The 24,486-nt window shown below is 66.0% G+C and carries 20 protein-coding genes, 1 tRNA gene and 1 pseudogene; 14 read left to right on the plus strand and 8 right to left on the minus strand.

Annotated features, from left to right (window positions below):
• Nucleotides 1-20: 20 nt before the first annotated feature.
• From EHV23_RS14255 to EHV23_RS14270, 4 genes are all read left to right on the plus strand, one after another.
• Nucleotides 21-1,898: a cobyric acid synthase gene (locus EHV23_RS14255; RefSeq protein ID WP_125096894.1), complete on the plus strand. Its 1,878-nt coding sequence runs from the start codon at nt 21-23 to the stop codon at nt 1,896-1,898.
• A gap of 151 nt (nt 1,899-2,049) precedes the next feature.
• Nucleotides 2,050-3,150, plus strand: coding sequence for a nicotinate-nucleotide--dimethylbenzimidazole phosphoribosyltransferase (gene cobT, locus EHV23_RS14260; protein ID WP_125096650.1), 1,101 nt, complete (start codon nt 2,050-2,052; stop codon nt 3,148-3,150).
• 20 nt (nt 3,151-3,170) lie between these two features.
• Nucleotides 3,171-4,088, plus strand: a complete 918-nt coding sequence (locus EHV23_RS14265) for an adenosylcobinamide-GDP ribazoletransferase (RefSeq protein WP_238990473.1) — start codon at nt 3,171-3,173, stop codon at nt 4,086-4,088.
• 131 nt (nt 4,089-4,219) lie between these two features.
• Nucleotides 4,220-5,050, plus strand: a complete 831-nt coding sequence (locus EHV23_RS14270; RefSeq protein WP_125096651.1) for a histidine phosphatase family protein — start codon at nt 4,220-4,222, stop codon at nt 5,048-5,050.
• A 97-nt stretch (nt 5,051-5,147) separates the two neighbouring features.
• Here the strand turns inward: EHV23_RS14270 and EHV23_RS14275 are convergent, their stop codons facing one another.
• The 5 genes from EHV23_RS14275 to serC form a co-directional block, all read right to left on the minus strand.
• Nucleotides 5,148-5,507, minus strand: a complete 360-nt coding sequence (locus tag EHV23_RS14275) for a branched-chain amino acid transporter permease (protein ID WP_238990474.1) — start codon at nt 5,505-5,507, stop codon at nt 5,148-5,150.
• Nucleotides 5,504-6,172 (minus strand): AzlC family ABC transporter permease, encoded by a 669-nt coding sequence (locus EHV23_RS14280; RefSeq protein WP_203229016.1) that lies wholly within the window; start codon nt 6,170-6,172, stop codon nt 5,504-5,506. The genes EHV23_RS14275 and EHV23_RS14280 overlap by 4 nt, the downstream gene beginning before the upstream one ends.
• 386 nt (nt 6,173-6,558) lie before the next feature.
• Nucleotides 6,559-6,635, minus strand: a tRNA-Met gene (locus EHV23_RS14285).
• 89 nt (nt 6,636-6,724) lie between these two features.
• Complete coding sequence (gene pyrF / locus EHV23_RS14290) at nt 6,725-7,726, minus strand: orotidine-5'-phosphate decarboxylase (RefSeq protein WP_125096653.1); 1,002 nt, start codon at nt 7,724-7,726, stop codon at nt 6,725-6,727.
• 32 nt (nt 7,727-7,758) lie between these two features.
• Nucleotides 7,759-8,841, minus strand: a complete 1,083-nt coding sequence (gene serC / locus EHV23_RS14295) for a 3-phosphoserine/phosphohydroxythreonine transaminase (RefSeq protein ID WP_125096654.1) — start codon at nt 8,839-8,841, stop codon at nt 7,759-7,761.
• Nucleotides 8,842-9,407: 566 nt separating this feature from the next.
• Between serC and EHV23_RS14300 the strand changes: the two are divergent.
• The 8 genes and pseudogenes from EHV23_RS14300 to EHV23_RS14335 form a co-directional block, all read left to right on the plus strand.
• Nucleotides 9,408-10,088 (plus strand): annotated as a pseudogene (locus EHV23_RS14300) (YiaD family glycine zipper/OmpA-like lipoprotein); the annotation flags it as partial.
• A 321-nt stretch (nt 10,089-10,409) separates the two neighbouring features.
• Nucleotides 10,410-11,657: a multidrug effflux MFS transporter gene (locus EHV23_RS14305; protein ID WP_125096655.1), complete on the plus strand. Its 1,248-nt coding sequence runs from the start codon at nt 10,410-10,412 to the stop codon at nt 11,655-11,657.
• Between the two features lie 161 nt (nt 11,658-11,818).
• On the plus strand, nt 11,819-12,013 hold the full coding sequence (locus EHV23_RS14310; protein ID WP_125096656.1) for an antitoxin: 195 nt from the start codon (nt 11,819-11,821) through the stop codon (nt 12,011-12,013).
• Nucleotides 12,010-12,312: a type II toxin-antitoxin system RelE/ParE family toxin gene (locus tag EHV23_RS14315; protein ID WP_125096657.1), complete on the plus strand. Its 303-nt coding sequence runs from the start codon at nt 12,010-12,012 to the stop codon at nt 12,310-12,312. The genes EHV23_RS14310 and EHV23_RS14315 overlap by 4 nt, the downstream gene beginning before the upstream one ends.
• A gap of 166 nt (nt 12,313-12,478) precedes the next feature.
• Complete coding sequence (locus tag EHV23_RS15370; RefSeq protein WP_158615998.1) at nt 12,479-14,806, plus strand: ATP-binding cassette domain-containing protein; 2,328 nt, start codon at nt 12,479-12,481, stop codon at nt 14,804-14,806.
• A 149-nt stretch (nt 14,807-14,955) separates the two neighbouring features.
• Nucleotides 14,956-15,429 (plus strand): Panacea domain-containing protein, encoded by a 474-nt coding sequence (locus EHV23_RS14325; protein WP_203229017.1) that lies wholly within the window; start codon nt 14,956-14,958, stop codon nt 15,427-15,429.
• A 155-nt stretch (nt 15,430-15,584) separates the two neighbouring features.
• Nucleotides 15,585-15,779: a heavy-metal-associated domain-containing protein gene (locus tag EHV23_RS14330; RefSeq protein WP_125096659.1), complete on the plus strand. Its 195-nt coding sequence runs from the start codon at nt 15,585-15,587 to the stop codon at nt 15,777-15,779.
• Nucleotides 15,779-16,225, plus strand: coding sequence for a PACE efflux transporter (locus tag EHV23_RS14335; RefSeq protein WP_125096660.1), 447 nt, complete (start codon nt 15,779-15,781; stop codon nt 16,223-16,225). Before EHV23_RS14330 ends, EHV23_RS14335 begins: the two co-directional genes overlap by 1 nt.
• Before the next feature lie 169 nt (nt 16,226-16,394).
• On the opposite strand, the gene EHV23_RS14340 is transcribed toward EHV23_RS14335, so the two are convergent.
• Both EHV23_RS14340 and EHV23_RS14345 read right to left on the minus strand, forming a co-directional pair.
• Nucleotides 16,395-17,852 carry a DUF1501 domain-containing protein gene (locus tag EHV23_RS14340; protein WP_125096661.1) on the minus strand — a complete coding sequence of 486 codons (1,458 nt, stop codon included), beginning with the start codon at nt 17,850-17,852 and terminating at the stop codon, nt 16,395-16,397.
• A gap of 160 nt (nt 17,853-18,012) precedes the next feature.
• Nucleotides 18,013-20,010, minus strand: a complete 1,998-nt coding sequence (locus EHV23_RS14345; protein WP_125096662.1) for a DUF1800 domain-containing protein — start codon at nt 20,008-20,010, stop codon at nt 18,013-18,015.
• 680 nt (nt 20,011-20,690) lie between these two features.
• Here EHV23_RS14345 and EHV23_RS14350 point away from each other — a divergent pair.
• Entirely contained in the window at nt 20,691-21,305 is a 615-nt protein-coding gene (locus tag EHV23_RS14350) for a tetratricopeptide repeat protein (protein WP_125096663.1), read from the plus strand.
• 346 nt (nt 21,306-21,651) lie between these two features.
• On the plus strand, nt 21,652-22,491 hold the full coding sequence (locus EHV23_RS14355) for a hypothetical protein (RefSeq protein ID WP_125096664.1): 840 nt from the start codon (nt 21,652-21,654) through the stop codon (nt 22,489-22,491).
• Nucleotides 22,492-22,675: 184 nt separating this feature from the next.
• On the opposite strand, the gene groL is transcribed toward EHV23_RS14355, so the two are convergent.
• Nucleotides 22,676-24,325 carry a chaperonin GroEL gene (groL, locus tag EHV23_RS14360; RefSeq protein ID WP_125096665.1) on the minus strand — a complete coding sequence of 550 codons (1,650 nt, stop codon included), beginning with the start codon at nt 24,323-24,325 and terminating at the stop codon, nt 22,676-22,678.
• Nucleotides 24,326-24,486: the final 161 nt, after the last annotated feature.

Consider the following 24,486-nt stretch of genomic DNA (forward strand, 5'->3'; position numbering starts at 1 on the left):
GCCGGCTGGCCCGCTGCATCATGGTGCTGGGCACCAGTAGCGGGGCGGGCAAGAGCTGGCTGGTGACGGCATTGTGCCGCTGGTATGCGCGGCAGGGGCTGCGGGTGGCGCCCTTCAAGGCGCAGAACATGAGCAACAATGCTCGCGTGGTGGCTGGTGGCGAGATCGGCAGCGCGCAGTATTTTCAGGCGCTGGCCGCGGGCGTGGAGCCCACGGTGCAGATGAACCCGCTGCTGCTCAAGCCCGAAGCCGACACGCGCAGCCAGGTGGTGCTGCTGGGGCAGGTGGATGCCCGGCTGACCGGCATGCCCTGGCGGGCCCGCTGTGCCGAAGTCTGGCCGCTGCTGGCACAGACGCTGGACGACCTGCGCCGCCAGTACGATGTGATCGTCATCGAGGGGGCCGGGTCGCCGGCCGAGATCAACCTGCAGTCCAGCGATGTGGTGAACCTGCGGGTGGCGCGCCACGCCGATGCCGTCTGCCTGCTGGTGTCCGACATCGACCGCGGCGGTGCCTTTGCCCATCTGTACGGCACCTGGGCGCTGATGCCCGAAGACGACCGCAGGCGCCTGCGCGGCTTCGTGCTGAACCGTTTCAGGGGGGATCCCGGTCTGCTCGCGCCGGCCCCCGAACGGATGCTGGAGATGACCGGTGTGCCGGTGGTGGCCACCGTGCCGATGTGGACCGGCCACGGCCTGCCGGAGGAGGATGGCTGGTTCCAGTACCGCGACCGGCAGACGGCACAGGGAAGTCCTCCCGATGATCGGGGCTGCCAGCCGGCACAGGGAAGAACCCTCTGTGACATGGACCGGCAGGCAGCGCAGGGAAGATCCCCCGAGGGCTGTGACGGTGCAGGCAACGCCAGGGCCAGCGCCGGTCCCCGGGAGGACGACGGCGTACCCGGCCCACGTCAGGTGGAGGTGGCCGGCGCATGCCCGGCAGACCGGCCGGTGTGTGCGCCGGCGCGGATTGCCCTGCTGGTGCCGCCGCGCATCAGCAATCTGGATGAGTTCGAGCCGCTGGCCGCCCTGCGTGGTGTGCAGCTGGTGGCGGTGCGGGAGGCCGGCATGCGGCCCGAACTGTCGGTGGATGACTGGATCATCCTGCCGGGTTCGAAGCACACCAGTACCGATCTGGCCTGGCTGAAGCGGCAGGGGCTGGATGCCTGGGTGCGGGCGCATGCGGCCCGTGGTGGCCGGGTGCTGGGCATCTGTGGCGGACTGCAGATACTGGGGCAGGCGCTGCGTGATCCGCTGGGGCTGGATGGCGCTGGCCAGGGACTGGGGCTGCTGCCGCTGCAGACGGTGTTCGGCCGCGAGAAGGTGCTGCGGCGCCGGACGGAACGCTTCGGCTCACTGCCGGGGCCATGGTCGGTGCTGTCGGGGGTGCAGGTGACGGGATACGAAATCCACCAGGGGCAGACGCAGCCGGTGGGGGCGGACATCATGGCAGGGGCTACAGAGGCCATAGTGGTTGCAGAAGCCGCAGAGGTCGCAGATGTCATGGAAGCCACAGGAACCACGGAAACCGCAGAAATCGCAGAAGTTGCAGAAGTTGCAGAAGCCACAGAATCCGCAGAGGCCACAGAGGCCACAGAGGCCGCGGCGGGAGCAGCTATCGGTGTCCATGGTGTTCCTGGCGCGGTGGGGGTTCTCGACGTGCTCCCGGATGGTCTGGGCTGGTGCAATGCCCGGGGCAATGTGCTGGGCGTGTACCTGCACGGCATGTTCGAGAACGATGACGTGCTGCAGGCGCTGTTCGGCCAGCAGGCGCGTCCGCTGGCGGCCGTGTTCGACGGGCTGGCCGATCATGTGGGCAACAGCTTTGCCCCCGGGGTGCTGGACGGGTTGCTGGGGATGCGCTTCCCACGCCCCGGGCGGCGTCCGCCATCCGGCTGAACTGGCCGATAATGAAAGGCCCCGGCAGTGCACCGGGGCACGGTTTCGTGCCCGACAGGGCGGCTTCCTGCGTATCCCGATCCTCTGCATGAGTCTTGCGGCACCGTGATTTCCATGCACGGCGCCTGTTCCTTTTTCTTCCGGTTCTGCCATGTCCGACATCCGTTCGTTTTCGTCCCTGCATTCCGATCTCTTCCCGCCTGCCGATGTGGCGGCCACCATTCCCGTCATCGAGCCCGTTTTCGATCCGGCCCGCGCGGCTGCCCTGCAGGCGAAGCTGGATGCCCAGGCGCGTCCGCCGGGTTCGCTGGGCCGGCTGGAAGCGCTGTCGGTACAGATCGGCCAGATCCTGCAGACCGAATCGCCGCAACTGCAGGATGCCGCCGTGCTGCTGTGCGCGGGCGACCATGGTCTGGTGGCGCAGGGTGTATCGGCCTGGCCCTCCACCGTGACCACGCTGATGATGCAGACCATTCTGGACGGCGAGGCCACGGTGAGCGTGCTGGCCCGCCAGCATGGCCTGAAGGTGCTGGTGGTGGACTGTGGCGTGGTGCAGCCGCTGCCCGAGCGGCCCGGTCTGCTGCTGCGCCGGCTGGGGGCTGGCACGGCAGATGCCACCCGGCAGCCGGCCATGACGCCGGCACAGTGCCTGCAGGCCATTCGCAACGGCCGGGCGCTGGTGCAGGCGCTGCCCGGCAATGCGATCCTGCTGGGCGAGATGGGCATCGGCAACACCTCGCCCGCGTCTCTGCTGCTGGCACGGCTGGCCGATCTGCCCATCGACCAGGTGGTCGGCCCGGGGGCTGGTCTGGACGCCGAAGGGCGGCAACGCAAGACCCGGGCACTGGCTGCGGCACTGGTGCGCAACGCCGCGGCCACGGAACCGCTGGCTGCCCTGGCTGCCCTGGGGGGCTTCGAGATTGCCACGCTGGTGGGTGCCGTCCTGCAGGCGGCGCTGGAGAACCGGGTGATCGTGGTGGATGGCTTCATCACCAGCTCGGCCGTGCTGGTGGCGGCGCGGCTGCAGCCGGCGGTGCTGGAGCGCTGCGTGTTCTCGCACGTGTCGGCCGAGCCGGGGCACCGGCTGATGCTGGATGCCCTGGGGGGCGACCCGCTGCTGCAGTTCGGCATGCGGCTGGGTGAGGGATCGGCCGCCACGCTGGTGTGGCCGCTGCTGGAATCGGCCTGCCGCACGCTCAACGACATCGCGCCGCTGGCCACCGTACTGGCCCGGGGTGAGGCACAGCCTTGAGGCACGAGGGGGAGGCGCCTGTGGGACAGCCGTCTGGAGAGCCATCGTCATCCGGCGAGCCCGGTGCGCCAGCCGAACTGCAGGGCAATCTGCTGCGCCATGTGCTGCTGGCGCTGCAGTTTTTCACGCGCATTCCCCTGCCGGCACGGGTGGCACGCTGGGTGGGCTACAGCCCGGCCTTGATGAAGGCATCGACCGCGCATTTTCCAGCCGTGGGCTGGCTGGTGGGTGGCGTGGCGGCGCTGGTGCTGGGTCTGGTGGTGTGGGGGCTGGCCGGTATGTCAGCCGTTCCTGCGCATGATGCCGTCTGGCTGCTGGTGGCGCTCGTGGCGGCGCTGCTCTCGACCATGGCGACCGTACTGCTGACCGGCGCCTTTCACGAGGACGGGCTGGCCGATGTGGGCGATGCACTGGGCGGCAGTGCAGACCGCGAGACGGCGCTGCGCATCATGAAGGATTCGCGGCTGGGCACCTACGGCACGATCACACTGCTGCTGGTGCTGCTGCTCAAGCTCTGCCTGCTGGCACTGCTGCAGGTGCAGGGGCTGGTCCACGCGATGCTGCTGGTGCTGGCCATGCACGTGCTGTCGCGCTGGACGGCCCTGCTGCTGCCGCAATGGCTGCCCTATGTGGGGGGAACGCCCGTGGCGGCCGGTGGTACCAGCAAGGCGCGCTCGCTGCTGGAGCGTCTGGACCGGTGCACGCTGTGGGTGTCGTCACTGTGGGCGCTGCCGGCCGTGCTGCTGGTGGCCCGGGTGGCGGGCGGGGCGGCCCTCTTGGGGGTGATGGTCACACTGCTGCTGGTCGTGGGGGGGCTGGGACGGTTTTTCCGGCGCAGGCTGGGGGGTATCACGGGCGACTGCATGGGCGCAACCCAGCAGCTGGCCGAGGTGTCCGGTTATCTGGTGCTGTGCCTGATCATGGGGGCACAACCGTGAAGGGCACCGGGACGGTTCATCGTGGAGACGCTGCCTGGGGCGGGCGCGAGACGACCCATCGTGGGGACGGCATCGTTCCGAACAGCCGCGACGGGGGGCTGCGTGGGAATGCCGTGCCGCCTGCCACGGAGATGGTTGATGTCCCCGCGGAAGCCGCACCGTTGTGCTGGCTGGTGCGTCATCCACGCCCCGAGGCGCCGGCCGGGCTCTGTTATGGCCGTACCGATCTGGCGGCACAGCCGGCCGACACGGCCCGTGCCGCGCAGGCACTGGCGGCGCGGCTGCCGGCTGGCATCGTGCTGCGCAGCTCACCGTTGCAGCGCTGCCAGACCCTGCTGCAGGCCCTGCACGTCCTGCGCCCCGACGTGCAGCTTCGCCCTCCGGAAGGCTGGCTGGCCGAGATGGATTTTGGTGCCTGGGAAGGGCGCCTGTGGGCCGATCTGCCGGCAGCCGAACTGCAGGCCTGGACCGACGATTTCGGCCATTACCGGGCGGGCGGCCACGGTGAGTCGGTGGCGCAGTTCCTGATGCGCCTGCATGAGGGGCTGCAGGCTGTCCGGGCGGCATGGGAAACCCCGTCGTTGCGGGACCGGCATGGATGGGCGTACGCCGAGGCGTGGATCACCCATGCCGGTGTGATTCGCGGATTGTGCTGGCTGGCCGGGCAGGGGCGTGGTGACGGGGCGTCCTGCGGAACGGGGCTGTCCGGTGTATCTGGGGAATGCCCATCGGCCATGCCGGAGCGGCAGGCAGGTGCGCCGCCGTTCAGCCCGACAGACGAGCCTTCGGCACACAGTCCGGCAGACCACGAGCACTGTTTTTCTGGCGCGTTCGGCCCGGCAGGAAAACTGCCATTCTCCCTGCCGACAGCATCCGCGTGGCCGTCATTCCACATAGGCTTTGGTGAGATGGTAGCGGGCGATTTTCTGCCGATGGCGGCTGTTTCAACGACAACTGGCTGAGCAGCAGCTTCAGCCGCATCCTTCAGGAGCGGGATGGCGAACGCCAGTGATCTGCCAGTCCGGCATCTGGCACAGAAACCGCAGGCCCGTCATCCGGCTACTGGAACAGCACGGAGGCGTTGCGCAGCACCACGTACAGGCCCGTGCCGGCCAGAATGCTGAGCAGGGCGTGGCGGCTGGCCAGCTGGACCACGACCGTGACGGCCAGGGCGGCCAGTGAGGGCCAGGCACCCACGGTGGAGGCGTCGTTCTGGATGAAGCCCACCATGGTGTGAATGAGCAGCAGGCCCAGAATGGCCGGCGGCAGAAACCGCCCCAGCGTGCGGATGGCCCGGAAGCGGTTGAGCAGCCCGGCCGCCACGAAGGGCAGGGCCCGCAGGGCGAAGGTGATCAGTGCCATGACCACGATGGCGGCCAGGGCCTGCCAGCCGCCCAGCATGGTGTCGGGTGTGCTCATGGCTGCCCCTCCGGCTGGCGGAAACTCTGCAGCAGGGATACGCCCACCGACAGGCCGATGGCCAGCAGCATGGCCTGCTGCGGATAGACTGCCCAGCCCACGGTGTAGGTAACGATGGCCGTGACGAGGGGCGCCAGCTGACGGCTGCTGCGCCATTGTGCCACCACCAGCACCGCAAAGAGGGCGGCCAGGCTGAAATCGAACCCCTGCAGCGTGGGCGACAGGCCCATGCCGATGGCGTTGCCCAGCACCGTACCCAGCAGCCACCAGCCGTGATTGATCATGGTCAGCCCCAGCATCTGCCGGGGTGTGGCGCTGTCGGGCAGGGTGGAGATGAGCGAGTAGGTCTCGTCGGTGAGCTGCCAGGCCAGGCAGGCGCGGGCCAGCCGGCCCTGCGGCAGGCGGTCCAGAATCGACAGCCCGTAGAAGATGTGGCGCAGGTTGACCACCAGCGTGGCCACCGCAATGGCGGCCAGTGATTCACCCGCCGCAAACATCGGCACCGCCATGAACTGGGCCGCACCGGCATAGACCAGCAGACTCATCAGCGGGGCCACCCACCAGTCGGCGCCGGCCTGTGCCATCAGAAAGCCAAAGGCCATGCCCAGCGGGATGTAGCCCATGGCGATGGGGATGGACAGCCGGAGGGCAGAAAGCGGCTCCACATGGCTGCCGTTGCCCGCAGGCGGGGCCGGGTGTGAGGATGTCTCCGGACTGGGGGGAGTACTGGGAGGCATGGTGGGCCGGGTGACGTACCGCACCACAGGCGCGGTACCGGAATGCAGAAGTGGTTCGCGAGTATACGATGCAGTGTCGTGCGATGCTGCGGTGTGCCACGAAAGGTTGTGCCGCAGATGAGTCATGGACGCATTCGTTTCCGTGCCGGCAACAGATACCCTGACCGGGCGCCATGCGCAGGCAAGGCTGGCCGACCTGTCACGTGCCGTGCCACACAGGCAAGAACATGCAGCCAAGAAAAAAGCCCCGGGGGCGCTTGACCTGCGGGGCTTTGAGGCCGCTGCCCCGCAACAGGGCAACCAGCCGGAATACGTGGTAGAGAAGGGTGGACTTGAACCACCGACCTCACGATTATGAGTCGTGCGCTCTAACCAGCTGAGCTACATCTCCACGCGCTCTGCAATGCAGAGAACAGCATTATATAGCGATTTCCGCGCTTGGCAAGCCCGGCGTGGCCTTTGCAGGGCAGGGGCTGGTATTCAGCCCCGTGCGGCCTGCCGTGCTGCCCGGATGGCGTCGCGGGTCTGCAGCGCTACCTGCCGGGCGGCGTCGGCAAAGTCCGTGCCCTGGCCGGCGTACAGGATGGCGCGGGACGAATTGATGATCAGCCCGTACCCGCTGGCATCCAGCCCGGCACGCACGGTGGCATCGACATCGCCCCCCTGGGCACCCACACCGGGCACCAGCAGCGGCAGGGTGGGGGCCAGCGCACGCACGCGGGCCAGTTCGTCGGGGAAGGTGGCACCCACCACCAGCCCCAGCTCGCCATTGCGGTTCCACGGGCCGGCGGCCAGTGAGGCCAGGTGTTCGTAGAGGCGCGTGACCGTCTCCGGCCCTGCGGCAACCGCTGTCCCGTGGGTCAGTGCCGACGGTTGCGTGATGGCTGCCGATACGGTGGTGGCCGCGCCGGCCGTGGTAGGCGGAACGCCCTGGGATACGGCGGAAGCGCCCCCTGTCCCTGTGACCACCGTCTGGCTGGCGGGCTGCTCGGGCAGGACCGGCAGCGCCTGCAGGTCATTGCCCCCCGGGTTGCTGGTGCGGCACAGCAGGATCAGCCCGCGGCCGGCCCAGTCGAAGTAGGGCTCGATGGAGTCGAAACCCATGAAGGGCGAGAGCGTCAGCGCATCGGCGCCGAAACGGTCGAAGGCCTCCACACCGTACTGCCGGGCGGTACTGCCGATGTCACCGCGCTTGGCGTCCAGAATCACCGGAATGCCGGGGTAGTCGGCATGGATATGGCGGATCAGCCCGGCCAGTACCTCTTCGGCGCCCTGGGCGGCAAAGTAGGCGATCTGCGGCTTGAAGGCGCAGGCCGTGTCGGCTGTGGCCGCAATGATCTGGCGGCAGAAATGGTCGATGGCTGCCGGCCCGGTCCCCAGATATGACGGGATGCGGGCCGGATCCGGATCCAGTCCCACGCACAGCATGGAATCGGCAGCGGCCCAGCGCTGGCGGAGGGTTTGAACGAAGCTGGAACTCATGGATGGATGTTCTCGAAGGCTGCAGAGGGTCCCTAGGCGCGCGTCCTTTCGAATTCCTTCAGGTAATCCACCAGCGCCTGCACCCCTTCCAGCGGCATGGCGTTGTAGATGGACGCACGCATGCCGCCCACCGAGCGGTGCCCCTTCAGGTTCATCAGGCCGCGGGCCTCGGCGCCCTTCAGGAATTCGGCATCCAGCGACGCATCGGCCAGCGTGAACGGCACGTTCATCCACGAACGGTTCTCCGGCGCCACCGGGTTGCTGTAGAAGCTGCTGGCGTCCAGTGCGTCGTAGAGCAGCCTGGCCTTGGCCTCATTGCGGCGGGCCATTTCCGTCAGCCCACCCAGATCCTTCAGCCACTGGAACACCAGTCCGGCCAGATAGATGGCGTAGGTGGGCGGGGTGTTGATCATGGAGTCGTTTTCGGCCTGTTTGCCGTAATCCAGAATGGATGGCATGGCCCTGCGGGCACGACCGGGCAAGTCTTCGCGGATGATCACCAGCGACAGCCCGGCCGGCCCGATGTTCTTCTGGGCACCGCCGTAGATCATGCCGTAGCGGCGCACGTCCATGGGACGCGACAGGATGTGCGACGAGGCATCCACCACCAGCGGCACGCGGCCCACGTCGGGCGTGTCGTGGAACTCCACCCCGCCGATGGTCTCGTTGCCGCAGAGGTGCACATAGGCTGCATTCGGATCCAGATTCCAGTCGTTGCGGTCGGGAACGCGGGTGTAGCCGCTGTCCTTGCTGCTGGCGGCCACGCGCACGGTGCCGAAGCGCTGTGCCTCGCCGATGGCCTTCGAGGACCAGATGCCGGTGTCGATGTAGTCGGCGCTGCCGTCCTCGGGCAGCAGGTTCAGTGCCAGTGCCGCAAACTGCAGCGTGGCGCCCCCGGCCAGAAACAGCACCCGGTATCCGGACGGGATGTTCAGCAGTTCACGCAGATCGGCTTCGGCCTGGGCCTGGATGCCCATGTAGTCCTTGCCGCGGTGCGACATTTCCATCACCGACATGCCGGTGCCATGCCAGTCGGACATCTCGCTGGCGGCCCGGGCCAGGACGGCTTCGGGCAGCACGGCCGGACCGGCACTGAAATTGAACGGCTTGCGCATGGGTAGACTCCTTCGGGCGGTTGCTGCCCGCCATTCTAGAGCGTGTCATGGACTTGTTCATCCCCGCGCTGGTTCGGGCCGTGTGCCGACAGGGCATCATGTGCAAGCTGGGACCGTCTTGCCAGACCGTGCAACACTGCCGGCGTACAGCCCGGGTGAACTGCCGGACGGCTGGACGGGGGCGGAAAGTTTCCATGGCACTTTGCTGTACACGGCCTGCTCACAGCCGCAGATGGGCGCCCAACCAGTCGTCTCATTGTGTCCATGAAGCGTTGTACTGGACGCAGTGTGGACATGCCGTGCGGTGCAGCGGCCGGCCCGATGAACGGCCGTCACGGGAATTGACGGTCTGCGCCGGGATCAGGTGATAATCTGGCCCATTGTCTGCACCGCGTCAGGCAGGCCGGACGCCAGGTCTGTGCGGCTTCCGGGCTTTTGCAGACATGATCAGATCCCAAGGAGTGAACAGCATGTCGAAGTTTGTCGAACAGCCGGCCAAGGCCGTGATGATGTCCGCCCAGACCGTGGCGATGCCGGCGCAGGGCGAGCAGGGCGCGTCCCGGAAAATGGGCCGTCGTGGCGCCGGTGCCCGCCAGGCGGTGGTGGCCGCCGTGGCCACGGCGCTGCTGGTGGCCGGCTGTGCGGGCATGGATGACACCCAGCGTCGCACGGCCATCGGCACCGGCATCGGTGCCGCGGTGGGGGCTGCCCTTGGTGGCAACACCTCCGGCGCCAAGGGCGTGCGCAACGGCGCGCTGATCGGTGGCGCCATCGCCGGCGTGGGCACCTACATCTGGTCACGCCAGATGGAAGAGCAGAAGCGCGCCATGGAAGAGGCCACCGCCGGCACGGGCGTGCAGGTGACGCAGACCCGCGAGAACCTGCTGCAGCTGGACATCCCGAGCGACATCTCGTTCCGCATCAACAGTGCAGCGATCCTGCCGAACTTCCAGCCCATTCTGGACCGCTTCGCCCAGACGCTGGTGGCCAACCCGGCCACGACCGTGCAGATCATCGGTCACACCGACAGCACGGGCACGGACGCCATCAACAACCCGCTGTCGGTCAACCGCGCTGCCAGCGCCCGTGACTATCTGGTGGCCCGTGGCGTGCAGGTCTCGCGCATCATGATCGACGGCCGCGGCAGCCGTGACCCGATCGCCGACAACAGCACCCCGGCTGGTCGAGCCCAGAACCGCCGCGTGGAAATCTACGTGGGTCAGGCCGCCAGCCCCGAACAGCAGCAGCGCGCCGGCCAGTACGGCAATGGTCAGAACGGTCAGTACCAGAACAACGGCAACGGGCAGTACAACCAGAACGGCGGCCAGTACAACAACGGCTACCAGCATGGCCAGCGCAGCACCCTGCAGCAGGGGGGACAGCGAAACAGCTACCGCAGCGGCAGTGGCCAGTGGAGCCAGGACGGGACGTACAACGGCAACGACGGGTATTCGTCGACCATTCAGTGATCGGCCTTTCCCCGAATCCGGCTTTGCCGGTTCGCGTCCGGAAAGGGATGCGGGCTGACAGGGCCGGATTTTTTTTACCTGTTCCCACGGAGGAGACACATGAACAGGGACAGACTCTCCCCCGCAGCCTGGCTGCTGATCCTGCTGGCCGTGGTGTGCCTGCCGCGCATCACCATCGACATCTATCTGCCGTCGCTGCCGGTGATCGGGCAGGCACTGCAGCTGTCCGAATTCCAGCTGAGCCTGACCATGACGGTGTACATGGCGGGCTATGCGGTGTCGATGCTGGTCTGCGGGCCACTGGCCGACCGCTACGGCCGGCGACCGGTGCTGATCGGTGGCACGGCGCTCTATCTGCTGGCCACCATCGCCTGTGCCCTGGCAGATTCGGGCGGCATGCTGATTGCAGCCCGGCTTTTGCAGGCGCTGGGGGGGTGCTGCGGCACGGTGGTGGGCCGCGTCATCGTGCGGGACCGTTTTCAGAAGGCCGAGCAGGTCTCGTACCTGAGCTGGATGTCGTCCGGCATGGCGCTGTCGCCGGTGGTGGCGCCGCTCATCGGCAGTGTCATCGATGTGGCATTGGGCTGGCGCTGGGTGTTCGTGGTGCTGGCGGTGGTGGCCGCGGGCGTGCTGCTGGCATTGTGTACGGTGGTGCCGGAGACGAAGCCGGGGCGGCACGGACCGGTTCATCCTGCCGGAAATCATCATGCCGGAGAGGATGATCGCGAGCTTCCCGTGCAGCCGGGACTTCTCCGTCTTTATGGTTCCCTGCTGCACGACAGGCATTTCCTGCGCCATTCGCTGATCATCAGCGCCATCTACTGCACCTATTTTCCGTTCGTGGCGGAATCGTCGCTGGTGTTGCAGCGCACGCTGGGGCTGTCGCAGGTGCAGTATGCGGGGGTGTTTGCGCTGACCATCCTCGGATATCTGGGCGGGGCATCGGTGTTCCGGCGCCGTTTTGGCGCCTGGGGTGCCGAGGGCGTCATCGGACGGGCCCTGCGGCTGAACCTGCTGTTTGCGGTGGTCTGGGCTGCGGCGACGCTGGTGTTTCCGGGGTCGCTGCTGGCCATCGTGCTGCCGATGGTGCCGATCATGCTGTCGGTGGGCATGAGCATCCCGGCCTGCCAGTTTGCGGTGATGCAGCCGCATGCCGGGGCGGTGGGTGCCGTGTCCGGGCTGTTCTTCTTCATCCAGATGGCGGTGACGGCACTGTTCGGCCTGGTGGTGGCATCCCTGTCCAACGGGAGCCCTGCGCCGATGGTGGGGGTGTCGCTGGTGGCGAGTGTGCTGGCTTGGGGGGCAGCGTGGGCGTTCCCTGCAGGGACGGATGCGCCCCACACCTGAGCGGCTTTCGTGGAGACGGCCCGAGGGATTCGTGTGGGGGAGGGCATGACAGGTCCCGGGAGCCTCTGCAGGTTCCGCTGGGCCATTGCACGGGCGCCCGCCCGGGGCTTGTCGGGCCTTTCGGCGCCCCGTATGATGTCCGGATACATCCTGGAGCTTCCATGAACGCTGCAATCACTACCCAAGATCCCCTGATCCATGAAGACCCCGCTGCCGAGGAAGAGCCAGGCTATACGGAGTGGGTCAGGGAGAAAATCGCACGTGCCCTGGCCGAGACTGGTCCCGGCAAGGATCACGATCAGCTGATGGCGGAGGTTCGCCAGCGGATCCTGTCCCAGGCTGGACAGGCTCGATGAGCAGGGACTCACTGCCACCTGTATTGCCTATCGTCTGGAGTGAGCAGGCGGAGTCCGATTTGCTGGAAATAGCCAGCTACATCAACGAGCAAAGCCCACAGAATGCGCTGGCGATTGTAGGGCGGCTGCAGGCGGCCGTGCAGCCTCTCCGGCGCTTTCCGCGGTTGTTCAAGGTGAGTGACCGGTTCCCGGATGCCCGCGAAATTGCGGTCCAGCCTTACGTGATCTTCTACAAGGCATCGGATGAGGGCGTCACGGTGCTGGCCATCGTCCATGGAAGCCAGAAGTTTCCCCGGTGAGTCGCTGTTCCGTCTGCCTGTACCCTCAGTGGATATTTTCCGGGTTTGGTAGCGGGCGCTGCAGGATGTGATGCCCAATAGTCAGAAATCTCGGCGCGCCAACCCCGCCGGGCACAACAGCCAGGCATGATCAGTCAGAATAGGGCCATCAACCAGGGCCTCCTTCATGACTGACAAGACCGCTTCTTCCACCTCAACCTCATCTTCCGCCAACCCTCCGCTCGGCATCGGCTTTCTGTACCGCGAACTCTGGCGCTTTGCCGCCGGGCGGCGCAGCACGCTGATGTGGGCCGTGATCCTGCTGATCGGCTCGCAGGGCTTCAAGCTGGCCGTGCCGGCGCTGGCGGGGTCGGCCATCAACACGCTGCAGGCACAGGGCATCGACGGCCTTTCGCAGGCCGGACAGATGCTGCTGCTGGTGTTTCTGGCCACGCTGGCCAGCTGGCTGATGCACGGGCCGGGGCGCATTCTGGAACGCAACGTGGCGCTGGTGGTGCGCCAGCGCGTGTCTACCGACCTGATGGAGCGGCTGTATGCGGCACCACTGGGCTGGCATGAAGCGCAGCATGGGGTGGAAACGGCGCACCGGGTGCAGCAGACCACGCGGGCGCTGTACGACTTCGCGCAGAGCCAGTTCATCTATCTGCAGAGCGTGGTGCGGCTGGTGGGGCCGGTGGTGGCGCTGTGGTTCATCTCGCCGTGGGTGGGCGGGGTGGCCGTGGTGGGCTATCTGCTGCTGGCGGCCATCATCGTGTCGTTCGACAAAATCATGATGCGGCTGGCGCGCGAGGAGAATGCGGCCGACCGCGAATACTGGGCCAGCCTCTCGGACGGGCTGGTCAACGTGCTGTCGGTACTGGCACTGCGGCTGCAGCGCGGGGTGCTGAAGCTCGTCGACACAAGGCTGGATGCGGTGTTCGCGCCGGTCAGGCGGGCCATCGTCTACAACGAGGGCAAGTGGGCCACGGTCGATCTGCTCAACTGCGTGCTGTGGATCGTGCTGCTGTCGCTGTATGTGTGGCTGTCGATGCAGGGTGTGGTGCCGGCCGGGCCGGAGGTGCAGGCGGCTGCCGATGCAGCGACGCAAGGGGCTGCAGGGGCGGCCGGGCAGGTCGCGGGGGCTGCCGGTTCCGTGGCCGGTGCCGCAGGTGCCGGCACCCAGGCGGCAGGCGTAGCGGGCCAGGCTGCGACGCAGGCCGTGGAAGGGGTGCGCATCGGCAACCTGTTCATGGTGTATGAGTATGCGCTGCAGGCGGGCAGCGTGATCACCGGTGTGGCGGCACATTTCCAGTCGCTCACGCGCCAGAAGGTCGATTACACGAGCGGTGACGAGATTCGCGCGCTGCCGCTGGCCGAGGGGGCCTCGTCGTGGGCCTATGTGTCGCAGGCTGGCGTTTCGGCCCATGCACAGGTGCAGGAAGCGCGTGCACCGCATCTGCCCGCCGACTGGCAGCAGCTTTCGCTGGAGGGCGTGGTGTTCGAGCGTCCGCCGCTGGATCCGGACAATCCGGAGTCGGCCGGCGGTTCGCTGACCGGGGTGGATCTGACCCTGCAGCGGGGCAAACGTTACGCGCTGGTCGGCCCCAGTGGCTCGGGCAAGACCACGCTGCTGCGGCTGCTGGCCGGGCTGTATGCACCGGGGGCCGGGCAGCTGCGGGTGGATGGCAGCGGTCCGCTGCCGGCACCGGGTATTGCGCCGGCCCTGCGCCACATGGCCACACTGCTGCCGCAGGATGCCGAGCTGTTCGGCGGCACACTGCGGGAGAACCTGGTGATGGCGGACGCGGGGGCTGGTGTCGCGGATCCGACGGAGCCGGGGTATGCAGGGGCACAAGACACGAACCAGCGTGCGGTGCCAAAAGGTTCGAACCAGACTGCGGCACGTTTGAACCAGACTGCGGCACCCGCCGGGCTGGAGGCGGGGCCACGGGGTGTACAGGGCATACGGGGAGCGGATGCCGCGGCGTCAGGCACACGGGGTATATCAGGGGCGGTTGCCACCGATGGTTCGCTGCTGGCCCAGGAAGCCGCACTGAACCAGCCGGCCGAGCTGCGCTACCAGCAGGCGCTGGACATCGCCCAGGCATCGGCCTTCGTGGCGAAGATGCCCGGCGGGCTGGATGCGAAGATCACGGCGCGCGGGGGCAACCTGTCGGGCGGGCAGCGCCAGCGGGTGGCCATTGCCCGCGCGCTGGTGGCGGCCGAGGCCAGCAGCCTGCTGCTGCTGGACGAGCCCACGTCGGCACTGGACCCGTCCACCGAAGCGGCGCTGGTGGCGGACTTCTTCGAGGCGCGGCGTGATGCCACCATCATCGCGTCCATCCACCGGCCGTTGCTGCTGCCACACTTCGATGCCATCATCCTGGTGGAGGCCGGACGGGTGGTGAGCACGGGCCGGCTGGGCGAGATCCACACGAGTTCCGCGCAGCTCAACAGCTTCCTGAAGCAGGGCGAGGAGGCTGCGGCCTTGCTGAAGAGCGTGTCGGGGCATTGAGGGGGCGAAGGCATGCGGGCTCTTGCCCGGTTCGGACGCCCGTTGCTGCGGGCAGGCAGGCTGCAATGTTCAAGGAAGTCAAAACAGCCCAGGTTGCTGCCTTCTTTCTGGCAAAGGCGCCCGGGCACAGAATGCCGCATCTGAAGCTCATGAAGCTGCTCTATCTGGCAGACCGGGAATCGATGCGTGAGACGGGTTACCCCATGTCATGGGACCGGCTGGTATCCATGCCGCATGGCCCCGTCCTGTCCACCACGCTCAACCTGATCAACGGCTATGTCGAGCCGTCTCCGGGGGGATGGGAGGACTGGGTTGCCGACAAGGAAGACCACCAGGTGTCCCTGCGGCGCGAGGTCACGACAGACGATCTCGATGAGCTGTCGCCGGTTGAAATCGATATTCTCGGGCGAGTCTGGCAGCGCTTTGGCGAGATGGGGGCGTGGGAGATCCGCAACTGGACGCATGACCATTGTGCCGAGTGGGAGGATCCCAACGGGTCATCCCGGGTGATCCCTTACGAGAAGCTGGCCATGGCCGTTGGCTACGATGAAAAGGTTGCCCACGAAATCGCTGCCGACATTCGTGAGCAGGAACGCCTGGACCAGCTCTTTGCAACACGCTGAGCAGGGGGACAGAGGGTATAGAATGTTCGGTAGCCGCCGCCGGCACGGGCGTCTGCCTGTTGGGTGTCTGCCTGCTCCATGTGCAGCACGCGCCCCCGGTCAGGGCATGACCCGGGTCTGTGCCCGTCTTCTTCCTTCTCTTCATGGAGTGCATCATGATCCAGTTCCAGCTCCCCGACATGACCTGTGGCCACTGCTCCAAAACGGTCACGAACACGGCCCAGCAGGTCGAGCCGGGTGTGCAGGTCGACATCGACCTGGAAAGGCACGTGGCCACCATTCACAGCAATGGTGACAGGGCCGCATTTGCGAAGGCACTGACGGAAGCAGGTTATCCGCCCGCCAACTGATGCGTACCCCTGCAGATCGCGTCCGGCACCTGCTGCTGTTCGAGGTGTCGGCGCTGGCCATTCTGGTGCCCATCGGCACCATTTTTTTCGGCTTCGATCCGCTCAACATCGGGTCGTTGGGCATCACCACGGCCACCATTGCGGCCGTGTGGAATTATCTCTACAACTGGGGCTTCGACCATGCCCTCAAAAGGCTCACCGGCTCGGTGCACAAGCGCATGCGCGTACGGGTGCTGCATGCGGTGCTGTTCGAGCTGGGGCTGGTGGTGATGCTGGTGCCGCTGATCGCCTGGTGGCTGGACATGACGCTCTGGGAAGCGCTGGTGGCCGACATCGCCATCGTGGTGTTCTACGTGGTGTTTGCCTTCGTGTACAACATCATCTATGACCGGGTGTTTCCCATTCCCGAAGGAACGAAGGGTGAGAAAACCTCCCTGGGCTCATGAGGTCTGAAACCCGGGCGCGCGAACACGCCCGTTTTCATGGCATTTTTATGCTGGTTTGCCCGGTTGCCTGGTTTGCCCTGTTGAACGGACAGACGGGCGCGCGGGAAGCGATGCGTCGCCGGGGCAGGGGGCTGGTACTGTATCTGCACATGCATGACGCTGGTGTCTGCTATGTCCGCATGAACTGCAGCGCCTTTGCGTCGAAATTGCGCAGCCCGGGCAGGGCCTCCAGCAGGCCGCTGTCCGATACGCCAAACCATCGGCCCAGCGCCGCGGCATACTGCTCCACCGAGTAGCGCGGCACCAGCCGGCCGTGGATGTCGTTGGCGCCGTTGAGATCGAACTCCGGAAATGTGCCATACAGCCGTCCGCCCTGTACGGCACCGCCGGCCACCAGGTGATGGCTGCCCCAGCCGTGGTCGGTGCCGGCGCCGTTGCTGCGCATGCTGCGGCCGAAGTCCGAGGCGGTGAAGAGCGTGACCTGGTCTTCCACGCCCAGCACCCTCATCTGCCGTGCAAAATGGGCGAGCGTCTGGTCGATCTGTGCGAGCAGCTTGTTCTGGGTGTTTTTCTGGCCACTGTGGGTGTCGAAACCGCCCAGGCTGATGAAGAACACCTGCCGCCGCACACCCAGGTTCTGCCGGCTGGCAATGATGCGCGCCACGGTGCGAAGCTGTTCGACCACCGAATTTTTATGGCCATCCAGCCGGTTCTGCGGTACGGCCAGCAGGCGCGAATCGTTTTCGTCGATCAGGGCGCTGCGCATGCGTTCCTGATACTGCAGCGTGCGTTTGTACAGTTCGCTGTAGGTCTTTTCCAGCAGGTTGCCACCGGCTGGTTCCAGATTCAGAATGTCGCGCAGCGGGGCACCGTTGTTGTCGATGCCTCCCAGCGGCATGTCGGACTGCACGAAGCCGATTTTGCCCGTCAGCGGCACGCTGTACGGGTTGATGCGCTGGCCACTGAGCCAGGCAGCGGCACTGCTGGCGGTGGAAATGGCGCTGAAGAAGGGGGCCGTGGCGTTGTAGCTGTCGGCCAGCAGGCTGGCCAGATTGCCACCCCAGCCGGCGCGGCTGCCTTCGGGCGAGAAGGTCTGCCAGGTGGCCTGCTGGTCGTTGTGCGAGAACAGCCGGTCCGGGTAGCGCTTCTGCATCCGGCGGTATTCGTCGGGCGTGATCGGCTCGATCAGCGGGCCGACGTTGGCGACGAAGGCCAGTTTTTTCTGCTCGAACAGGGCGCGGGTGTCGGTCAGCGCCGGGTGCAGGGCAAAGGTGCCGCTGTTGCCGAAGGCAGACAGGTTGTCGGGGCTGATGGGCAGCAGGCCGCCATTGACACCCGGGTCGGGCATGCCGATGCTGTCGCCACGCAGGTTGCGGTAACGTTCCCACGAACGGCCGCTGGTGGCCACCAGGGTGTTGGCCTGATCGTTGCCGCCGTACATGAACAGGCAGATCAGTGCCTTGTAGTCGTCACTGCCGGCGCTCTGGGCGGCGGCCGCACCGATGTGGGCCAGGTTGACGGCAAAGGCAGCCGGGCCGGTCAGGGCCAGCCCCAGGGCAGAACGCAGCAGGCGGCGGCGGCTGTGGTCGTGGTGGTCGCAGTCGTGGTCGTGCTGTTCGGAATTCATGATCGTGGCCTGGTGGTTGGAACGGCTGGAACGGTATCGATGGGGCTTGGGACAAACGGGTCCATGACATACGCCGGGGTACATCATGTCGCGGATGGGAACATGCGGGGGAACCGTGATCTCACCTGCGTCACTTTGGCGAACCGTGGTTTCATTTGCGTCACTTGAGCACGAGGTAATCCGTCGACAGCAGCGCCATGTACAGCGCCAGCGAGGTGCGGCGACGGTGGATGTTGCGGGTGTTCTCGTCCGTGCGGCGGTAGTTGTACTGGATGGTGTTCAGCGCGTTGCGGATGGTCTGGCGGGTATTGGTCTGCATCTGGCCGCTGAGCATCAGCACGTCGATTTCATCGATCAGCGCATCGATGTCGCCCGCCTTGTTCAGCAGCGAATCGATGTCCAGGCGAATTTCCCGTTTTTTCTCGCCACACTGGGTGTTGCCCGGATCGGCAATCATGTTGCCCAGCCCCACCAGACAGGGTGAGGTGGCGCCGACGAAGCGGTCCAGATAATCGGCATAGCCGGCCACGCTGCTCTCGTGCAGGATCTGCATTTCCGGGGCCACCAGTCCCGCTTTGGCAATGGGCGTGCCCGCCGGGGTGAAGCCCGGCCGGTAGAAATTGAACACCGAGGGCGAGCGCATGGCGGTCTGGTTCAGGTTGCCCGGCACTTCGGTGATGCCGAGCGGCCAGTTGCCGGTCAGCGAGGTGGCGTTGAAGGCGCGCATCAGGTGCGTGAAGCGCAGCAGCGGCTCGCGGATGCGGCCCCAGCCGGCCTGCTGGCGGGCGGTGGTGTTGCGGGCTTCGGGGTCGAGCAGCACGGCCCGGATGACGGCCTTCATGTCACCCCGCACGCCGTTGCCATTGTCGTTGAAGGCGCTTGCTACACGCTTGACATAGGCGGGCGAGGGGTTGCTGGTGACCAGTCGCTGGATCATCTGTCGCCCGAAGAAGGGGCCGACGTTGGGGTGGTTGAACAGCGTATCCAGCGCCACGGTGATGTCGCCCATGGTGCTGCTGGAGCCGGCGGCAATGGTCTTGCCCAGGAAACGTTTTTCCAGCGTGGAGTGGTACTGGTCGTAGGTGACCATCGGACGCATCTCGGCGTCCTTCAGGGCATCCAGACAGGCCGAGGTGCGGAAGAAACAGCCGTGCGAACGGGCGTTGCCACTCCAGCTCAGGCCGGTGAACACCCGTGCCAGCCCCATCACGTCATCATTGCTGTAGGTGGGAATGGGGCGGCCGTTGCCGTCCTTTTTGATGCTGCCGTCGGTGTTGAGCTGTTCGAGGCCGATGGTGAAGAGCTGCATCACCTCGCGGGCATAGTTCTCGTCCGGGGCCTGCGTGAGTTCACCGGCCGAGTTGTAGCGTTCCTTCTGGTTGCCGATGTGGGTGAGATACACGCCCATCATCGGGTGCAGGGTCACGTCCTGCAGCAGCTGGCGAAAATTGCCGAAGGCGTTGCGGGCCAGCATGTCGTAGTAGCTGGCCACGCCCTTCGGATAATGGCTGGCATCGCCACTGGACGACACCACGAAGGTCTGGGACAGCGAATACGCAATGCGCTGGCGCAGCTGGTCGTGCTGGGTGGTGGCGTACCACCAGGCGTCGTGGGTGTCCTGCAGCTTGCGGTCGTTGCCACGGCGTGCCTGCCAGGTGTTCATGATGTTCACCAGCGAGGTGCCGCCCTTGCCGAACTGCTGTTCGATCCAGGCATTGGCGGTGCTGCCGGTGAGGGTGGTGATGTCGCTGGGCGAGGGGCCGAAGCTGGCCTGGGCGAGGAAGCGGCTGGCTTCCCTGCGGCTGCCCAGCGTCCAGTCGGGGTAGGCGATGCCGCCGCTGGAGACGGCTTTCTGGACATCGCTGCGGTCGTTGCCGGCAGGGCTGTTGCTGGCGTCGTGGCGCGCCCAGACATCGGCCTGATGGCCACTGGCATCGGTGCTGCCGGCCGGGGTTGCGGAGGCGCTGCCCGTACCCGGGCGCAGCGGGTTCACGGCTGGCTGCGAGCCGTTCTGGCTGTCCGTCCGGGCCGCGCCCTGGGCGCCGGGGGAGGGTGCCGTGTCGCTTCCTCCACCGCCACCGCAGGCGGTCAGCAGCAGGGCCACGGCGGTGGCCAGCAGGGTCTGGCGGCAGACGGGCAGACGGGGAAGGCAGCTCATCACAGGGTCCTCGTTGCCGGGGAAGAAAGCCCGTGCGCAGGGAAACGAAAGGGGACGAAATGTTAGCCTAGCGTGACATTGTTGTTTTTTTGATGAGTTGATTGATGACCGGTCGTGCATGGGGGACGGAAGGTGCTGTCCTGCTTGCCGGGGCGACCAGCCTTGCCTGTACGGGGCGCCTTGTCAGTGCACTGTCGGGGCGGGCACGGGGACGAATGCGTCCTGATATGCTCTGGTACGGCAGGCAGGAAGCGGCAGTTGGAGCAACAGGGGAGGGGCAGCCGGTGGATTGGCAGGAGGGGCTGCAGGTGGTGTTGCAACAGGGCGGGGCAGCAGACAGTGCACGACAGGCGAAGCAGTGATTCGTGTCAGATGGGGCATGCAGGCAGGTATCTGACGGTCAGTGTGACACCTGGCCTGTTCCATTGTTGGTTTGTCAGAGTAAACTTGCTTGACAGTATCGACGGTTCCCGATCGTTGGCTGGCACATGTCACGACCCCGTTTGTCCTCGCAGGGACAAAAGCGTTCATGCATGTCCTGAATAAACCGTTTTGGGGGCTCCGTGCAGTTTGCTCGCCCAATCGTTCCGGTTTGTCCATCTGGCCGATGGCGGGGGCACGGTAGTTCCGGTAGGCTGGATTTTCCGTGTTTGGGTGTATCAGAGGAGATTCTTCCCATCATGATTCCACGTTCCGTTTCCGTTCTGGCGCTGACGGCGCTGCTGGGAGCCTGTGCCGGTATCGGCCAGAAGGACGCCATCGATTCGCAGGCGGGCAAGCCAGTGCGGGTTTGCACCGAAGAGAGGGGGTGCAACAGTGTGTCGCGTGCCGATCTGCGTAAGGAGCGGATGCCCGAGCCGCCCACGCAGGAAGAGGCACGCATTGCCTCGCTGGAGGCGAAGGCGCAGGAAGATCCGCGGGCAGCCTTCGACTTGGCGCTGCGTTTTTTCCGGGGTGATGGCATTTCGCGTGACACCTACAAAGCCATCACTTGGATGCGCAGTGCGGCCGAACGCGGCAACACGAAGGCGCAGGTGGCCCTGGGCCGCTTCTATCTGAGCGGAGTCGAGGAAATGGGTGCCGATCCGGCCGAGGCCGAATCCTGGCTGTCTGCCGCTGCCGGCAAGGGTGATGCCGAGGCCACCAGACTGCTGGCCGAGGCCCAGAAGGCCAAGGCCGACGACATTGCCTGGCGGCGCTGGGTGGATTCCCACCGCGCGTTGTGGCTGGGCTATTGGTGGAATGCCTACCACTACTACACGTACTGGTCGGCCGGCAGCTGGCTGTACTACTGAGCAGCGGGTGGGATGCGCGGGAGCCGCCTGTCCGCTGGTGCATCCCACCGGTCGCAGGGCCGGATGGCTGCGACGAAAGGTCGTGGCAGGCTCCGGGGGGCGGCTCTGGATGCAGGGGCAGACAAAGCGGATTTCCGGCGGGTGACTCAGGTCACCGGCCGTCACGGAGAACGGCCATTCTTTCGTGGAAGCAGGTGCTGGAGGTGTTGGGCATGCTGGGGTGCGGCGGGAGCAACCGACGCGCGGCGCCTGCTTCCGGCGTTTCTGCCGCAGGACAGCCGTGCCGGAGGGTACGGGTTGCCCTGCGATGCTGATGTTTTAGATTGATCTGATAAGGATTATTCCGATGTTGACGAAGAAATTTGTGCGGGGTGCACTGGTTCTGGCTTCCATGACGGCACTGGCCGGATGTGCAGCGGCGGGCAACATGCTAGGCGGTTCGGTCACCAAGGGTAACAGCCCCAGTGATTCCCGCGGGGGCGCGGCCGGCAGTTCCAGCACCAATGCCAATGCCTCGCTGGAGCGCTGCCAGGCACCGTTGGGCACCATCGCCATGGATGATGGCCGGGATAAGGACTGGTACTCGGCCTTTGGCGAAGCCACCAAGGTCACGACGATCGAACCGCTGCTGCGCCTGGCCGTGCAGCAGTCGAACTGCTTCGTCATTACCTCCATCGGCAACAGCCGCACCGAAGCCAAGATTGCAGCCATTACGGACAGACAGCGCAATTCGGGCGAGTTCCGTGCCGGTTCCAAACAGCAGAAGGGCCAGCGCGTGGCGGCCGACTACCTGATGGAACCGTCGATCATCATCGACAACGATTCCACTGGCAAGGTGGCCGGTGGTCTGGTGGGCATTTTCTCGCCGCTGGCCGGTGCGCTGGCAGGTTCGGTGGAACAGAAGGTGTCGGTGGTGACGCTGTCGCTGTATGACATCCGTTCGGGCGTGCAGATCTCGGCCTCCGAGGGCAATGCCACGGCGTCGAACTATGGGGCTGCCTTTGGCGCGCTGGGTGGCAGCATGGCCGGTGGTCTGGCGGGCTTTTCGCGCACGCCGGAGGGCAAGGCCACGGTGGCTGCCTTCATGGACGCCTACAACAACATGGTGATCTCGCTGCGCGAGTACAAGGCGCAGCAGGTCAAGGGCGGCCTGGGCCGCGGTGGCGTGCTTAAGGTCGGTGACTGACGCAAGGGTCCGTTTGTCGACGGACCGGACGATGAAACCCACCTGTCATGGGGAAGGGATGTTTCCCATGACAGGCGGCGTCAGGACAACAGAAAGGCCGCGACGGTTGCCCGTACGCGGCCTTTCTGTGCCTGGGTTCGGCGGACGCCCCGCAGGGCGCCCGTGAGGACCGGCAGGGAAGGACTTACATGTCCATGCCCATGCCGCCCATGCCACCCATACCGCCCATGCCACCCATACCACCGGCAGCCGGCTTGTCTTCCGGTGCTTCGGAGATCAGGGCGTCGGTGGTCAGCAGCAGGCCGGCGATGGAGGCGGCGTTCTGCAGCGCGGTGCGGGTGACCTTGGTGGGGTCGACCACGCCCATGGCGACCAGATCGCCGTATTCGCCGTTGGCGGCGTTGTAGCCGAAGTTGCCCTTGCCTTCGGCAACCTTGGCGACGATGACGCTGGCTTCTTCACCGGCGTTGGTGACGATCTGGCGCAGCGGCTCTTCGACGGCACGCAGGACGATCTTGATGCCGGCTTCCTGGTCGGCGTTGGAGCCTTCGATCTTCGCAGCCGACTTGGCACGCAGCAGGGCCACGCCACCGCCGGGTACCACGCCTTCCTCGACGGCGGCACGGGTGGCGTGCAGCGCGTCTTCGACGCGGGCTTTCTTCTCTTTCATTTCCACTTCGGTGGCAGCACCGACGCGGATGACGGCCACACCGCCGGCCAGCTTGGCAACACGCTCCTGCAGTTTTTCGCGGTCGTAGTCGCTGGTGGCCTCTTCGATCTGGGCACGGATGGCCTTGACGCGGCCTTCGATGGAAGCGGCATTGCCGGCGCCGTCGATGATGGTGGTGTTTTCCTTGGCCACTTCGACGCGGGCAGCGCTGCCCAGCTCTTCGAGGGTGGCTTTTTCCAGCGAGCCGCCGGTTTCTTCGGAGATCACCACACCGCCGGTCAGGATGGCCATGTCTTCCAGCATGGCCTTGCGACGGTCACCGAAGCCCGGGGCCTTGACAGCGACGGTCTTCAGGATGCCGCGGATGTTGTTGACGACCAGGGTGGCCAGGGCCTCGCCCTCGATGTCCTCGGCCACGATCAGCAGCGGACGGCCAGCCTTGGCAACCTGTTCCAGCACCGGCAGCAGATCACGGATGTTGCTGATCTTCTTGTCGCACAGCAGGATGAACGGGTTTTCCAGAACGGCCACCTGGCGGTCCGGGTTGTTGATGAAGTAGGGCGACAGGTAGCCGCGGTCGAACTGCATGCCCTCGACGACATCCAGCTCGTTGTTCAGCGATTTGCCGTCTTCGACGGTGATCACGCCTTCCTTGCCCACTTTTTCCATGGCGTCGGCGATGATCTGGCCGATTTCTTCATCGCTGTTGGCCGAGATGGTGCCGACCTGGGCGATTTCCTTGCTGGTGGTGGTGGGTTTGGACTGCTTCTTGAGCTGCTCGATCAGGGCGGCGACGGCCTTGTCGATGCCACGCTTGAGGTCCATCGGGTTCATGCCGGCGGCCACGTATTTCATGCCTTCGCGGACGATGGCCTGGGCCAGCACGGTGGCGGTGGTGGTGCCGTCACCGGCGTTGTCGCTGGTGCGCGAGGCCACTTCCTTGACCAGCTGGGCACCCATGTTGGCCTGCTTGTCCTTCAGTTCGACTTCCTTGGCCACGGAGACGCCGTCCTTGGTGACGGTGGGGGCGCCGAAGGAACGCTCCAGCACGACGTTGCGGCCCTTGGGACCGAGGGTGACCTTGACGGCGTTGGCCAGGATGTTGACGCCTTCAACCAGCTTGGCGCGGGCTTCGTCGCCGAAATTGACTGTTTTTGCTGCCATGTTGTTGAAACTCCAGAATATGTTCAGGGGAACCGCGTGGTGCGGTTCCGGTGGGAAGGCTGACCGGGAAGGCCGGCCCGGGGCTGGTGTCCGGATGGGAACCTTGCCGGGGCCATTGCCGTCGGGGGATCAGCGCTTCAGATGGGGGACTGCAGGCGGTG

Source organism: Lautropia dentalis, assembly GCF_003892345.1.
GTDB lineage: Bacteria > Pseudomonadota > Gammaproteobacteria > Burkholderiales > Burkholderiaceae_E > Lautropia > Lautropia dentalis.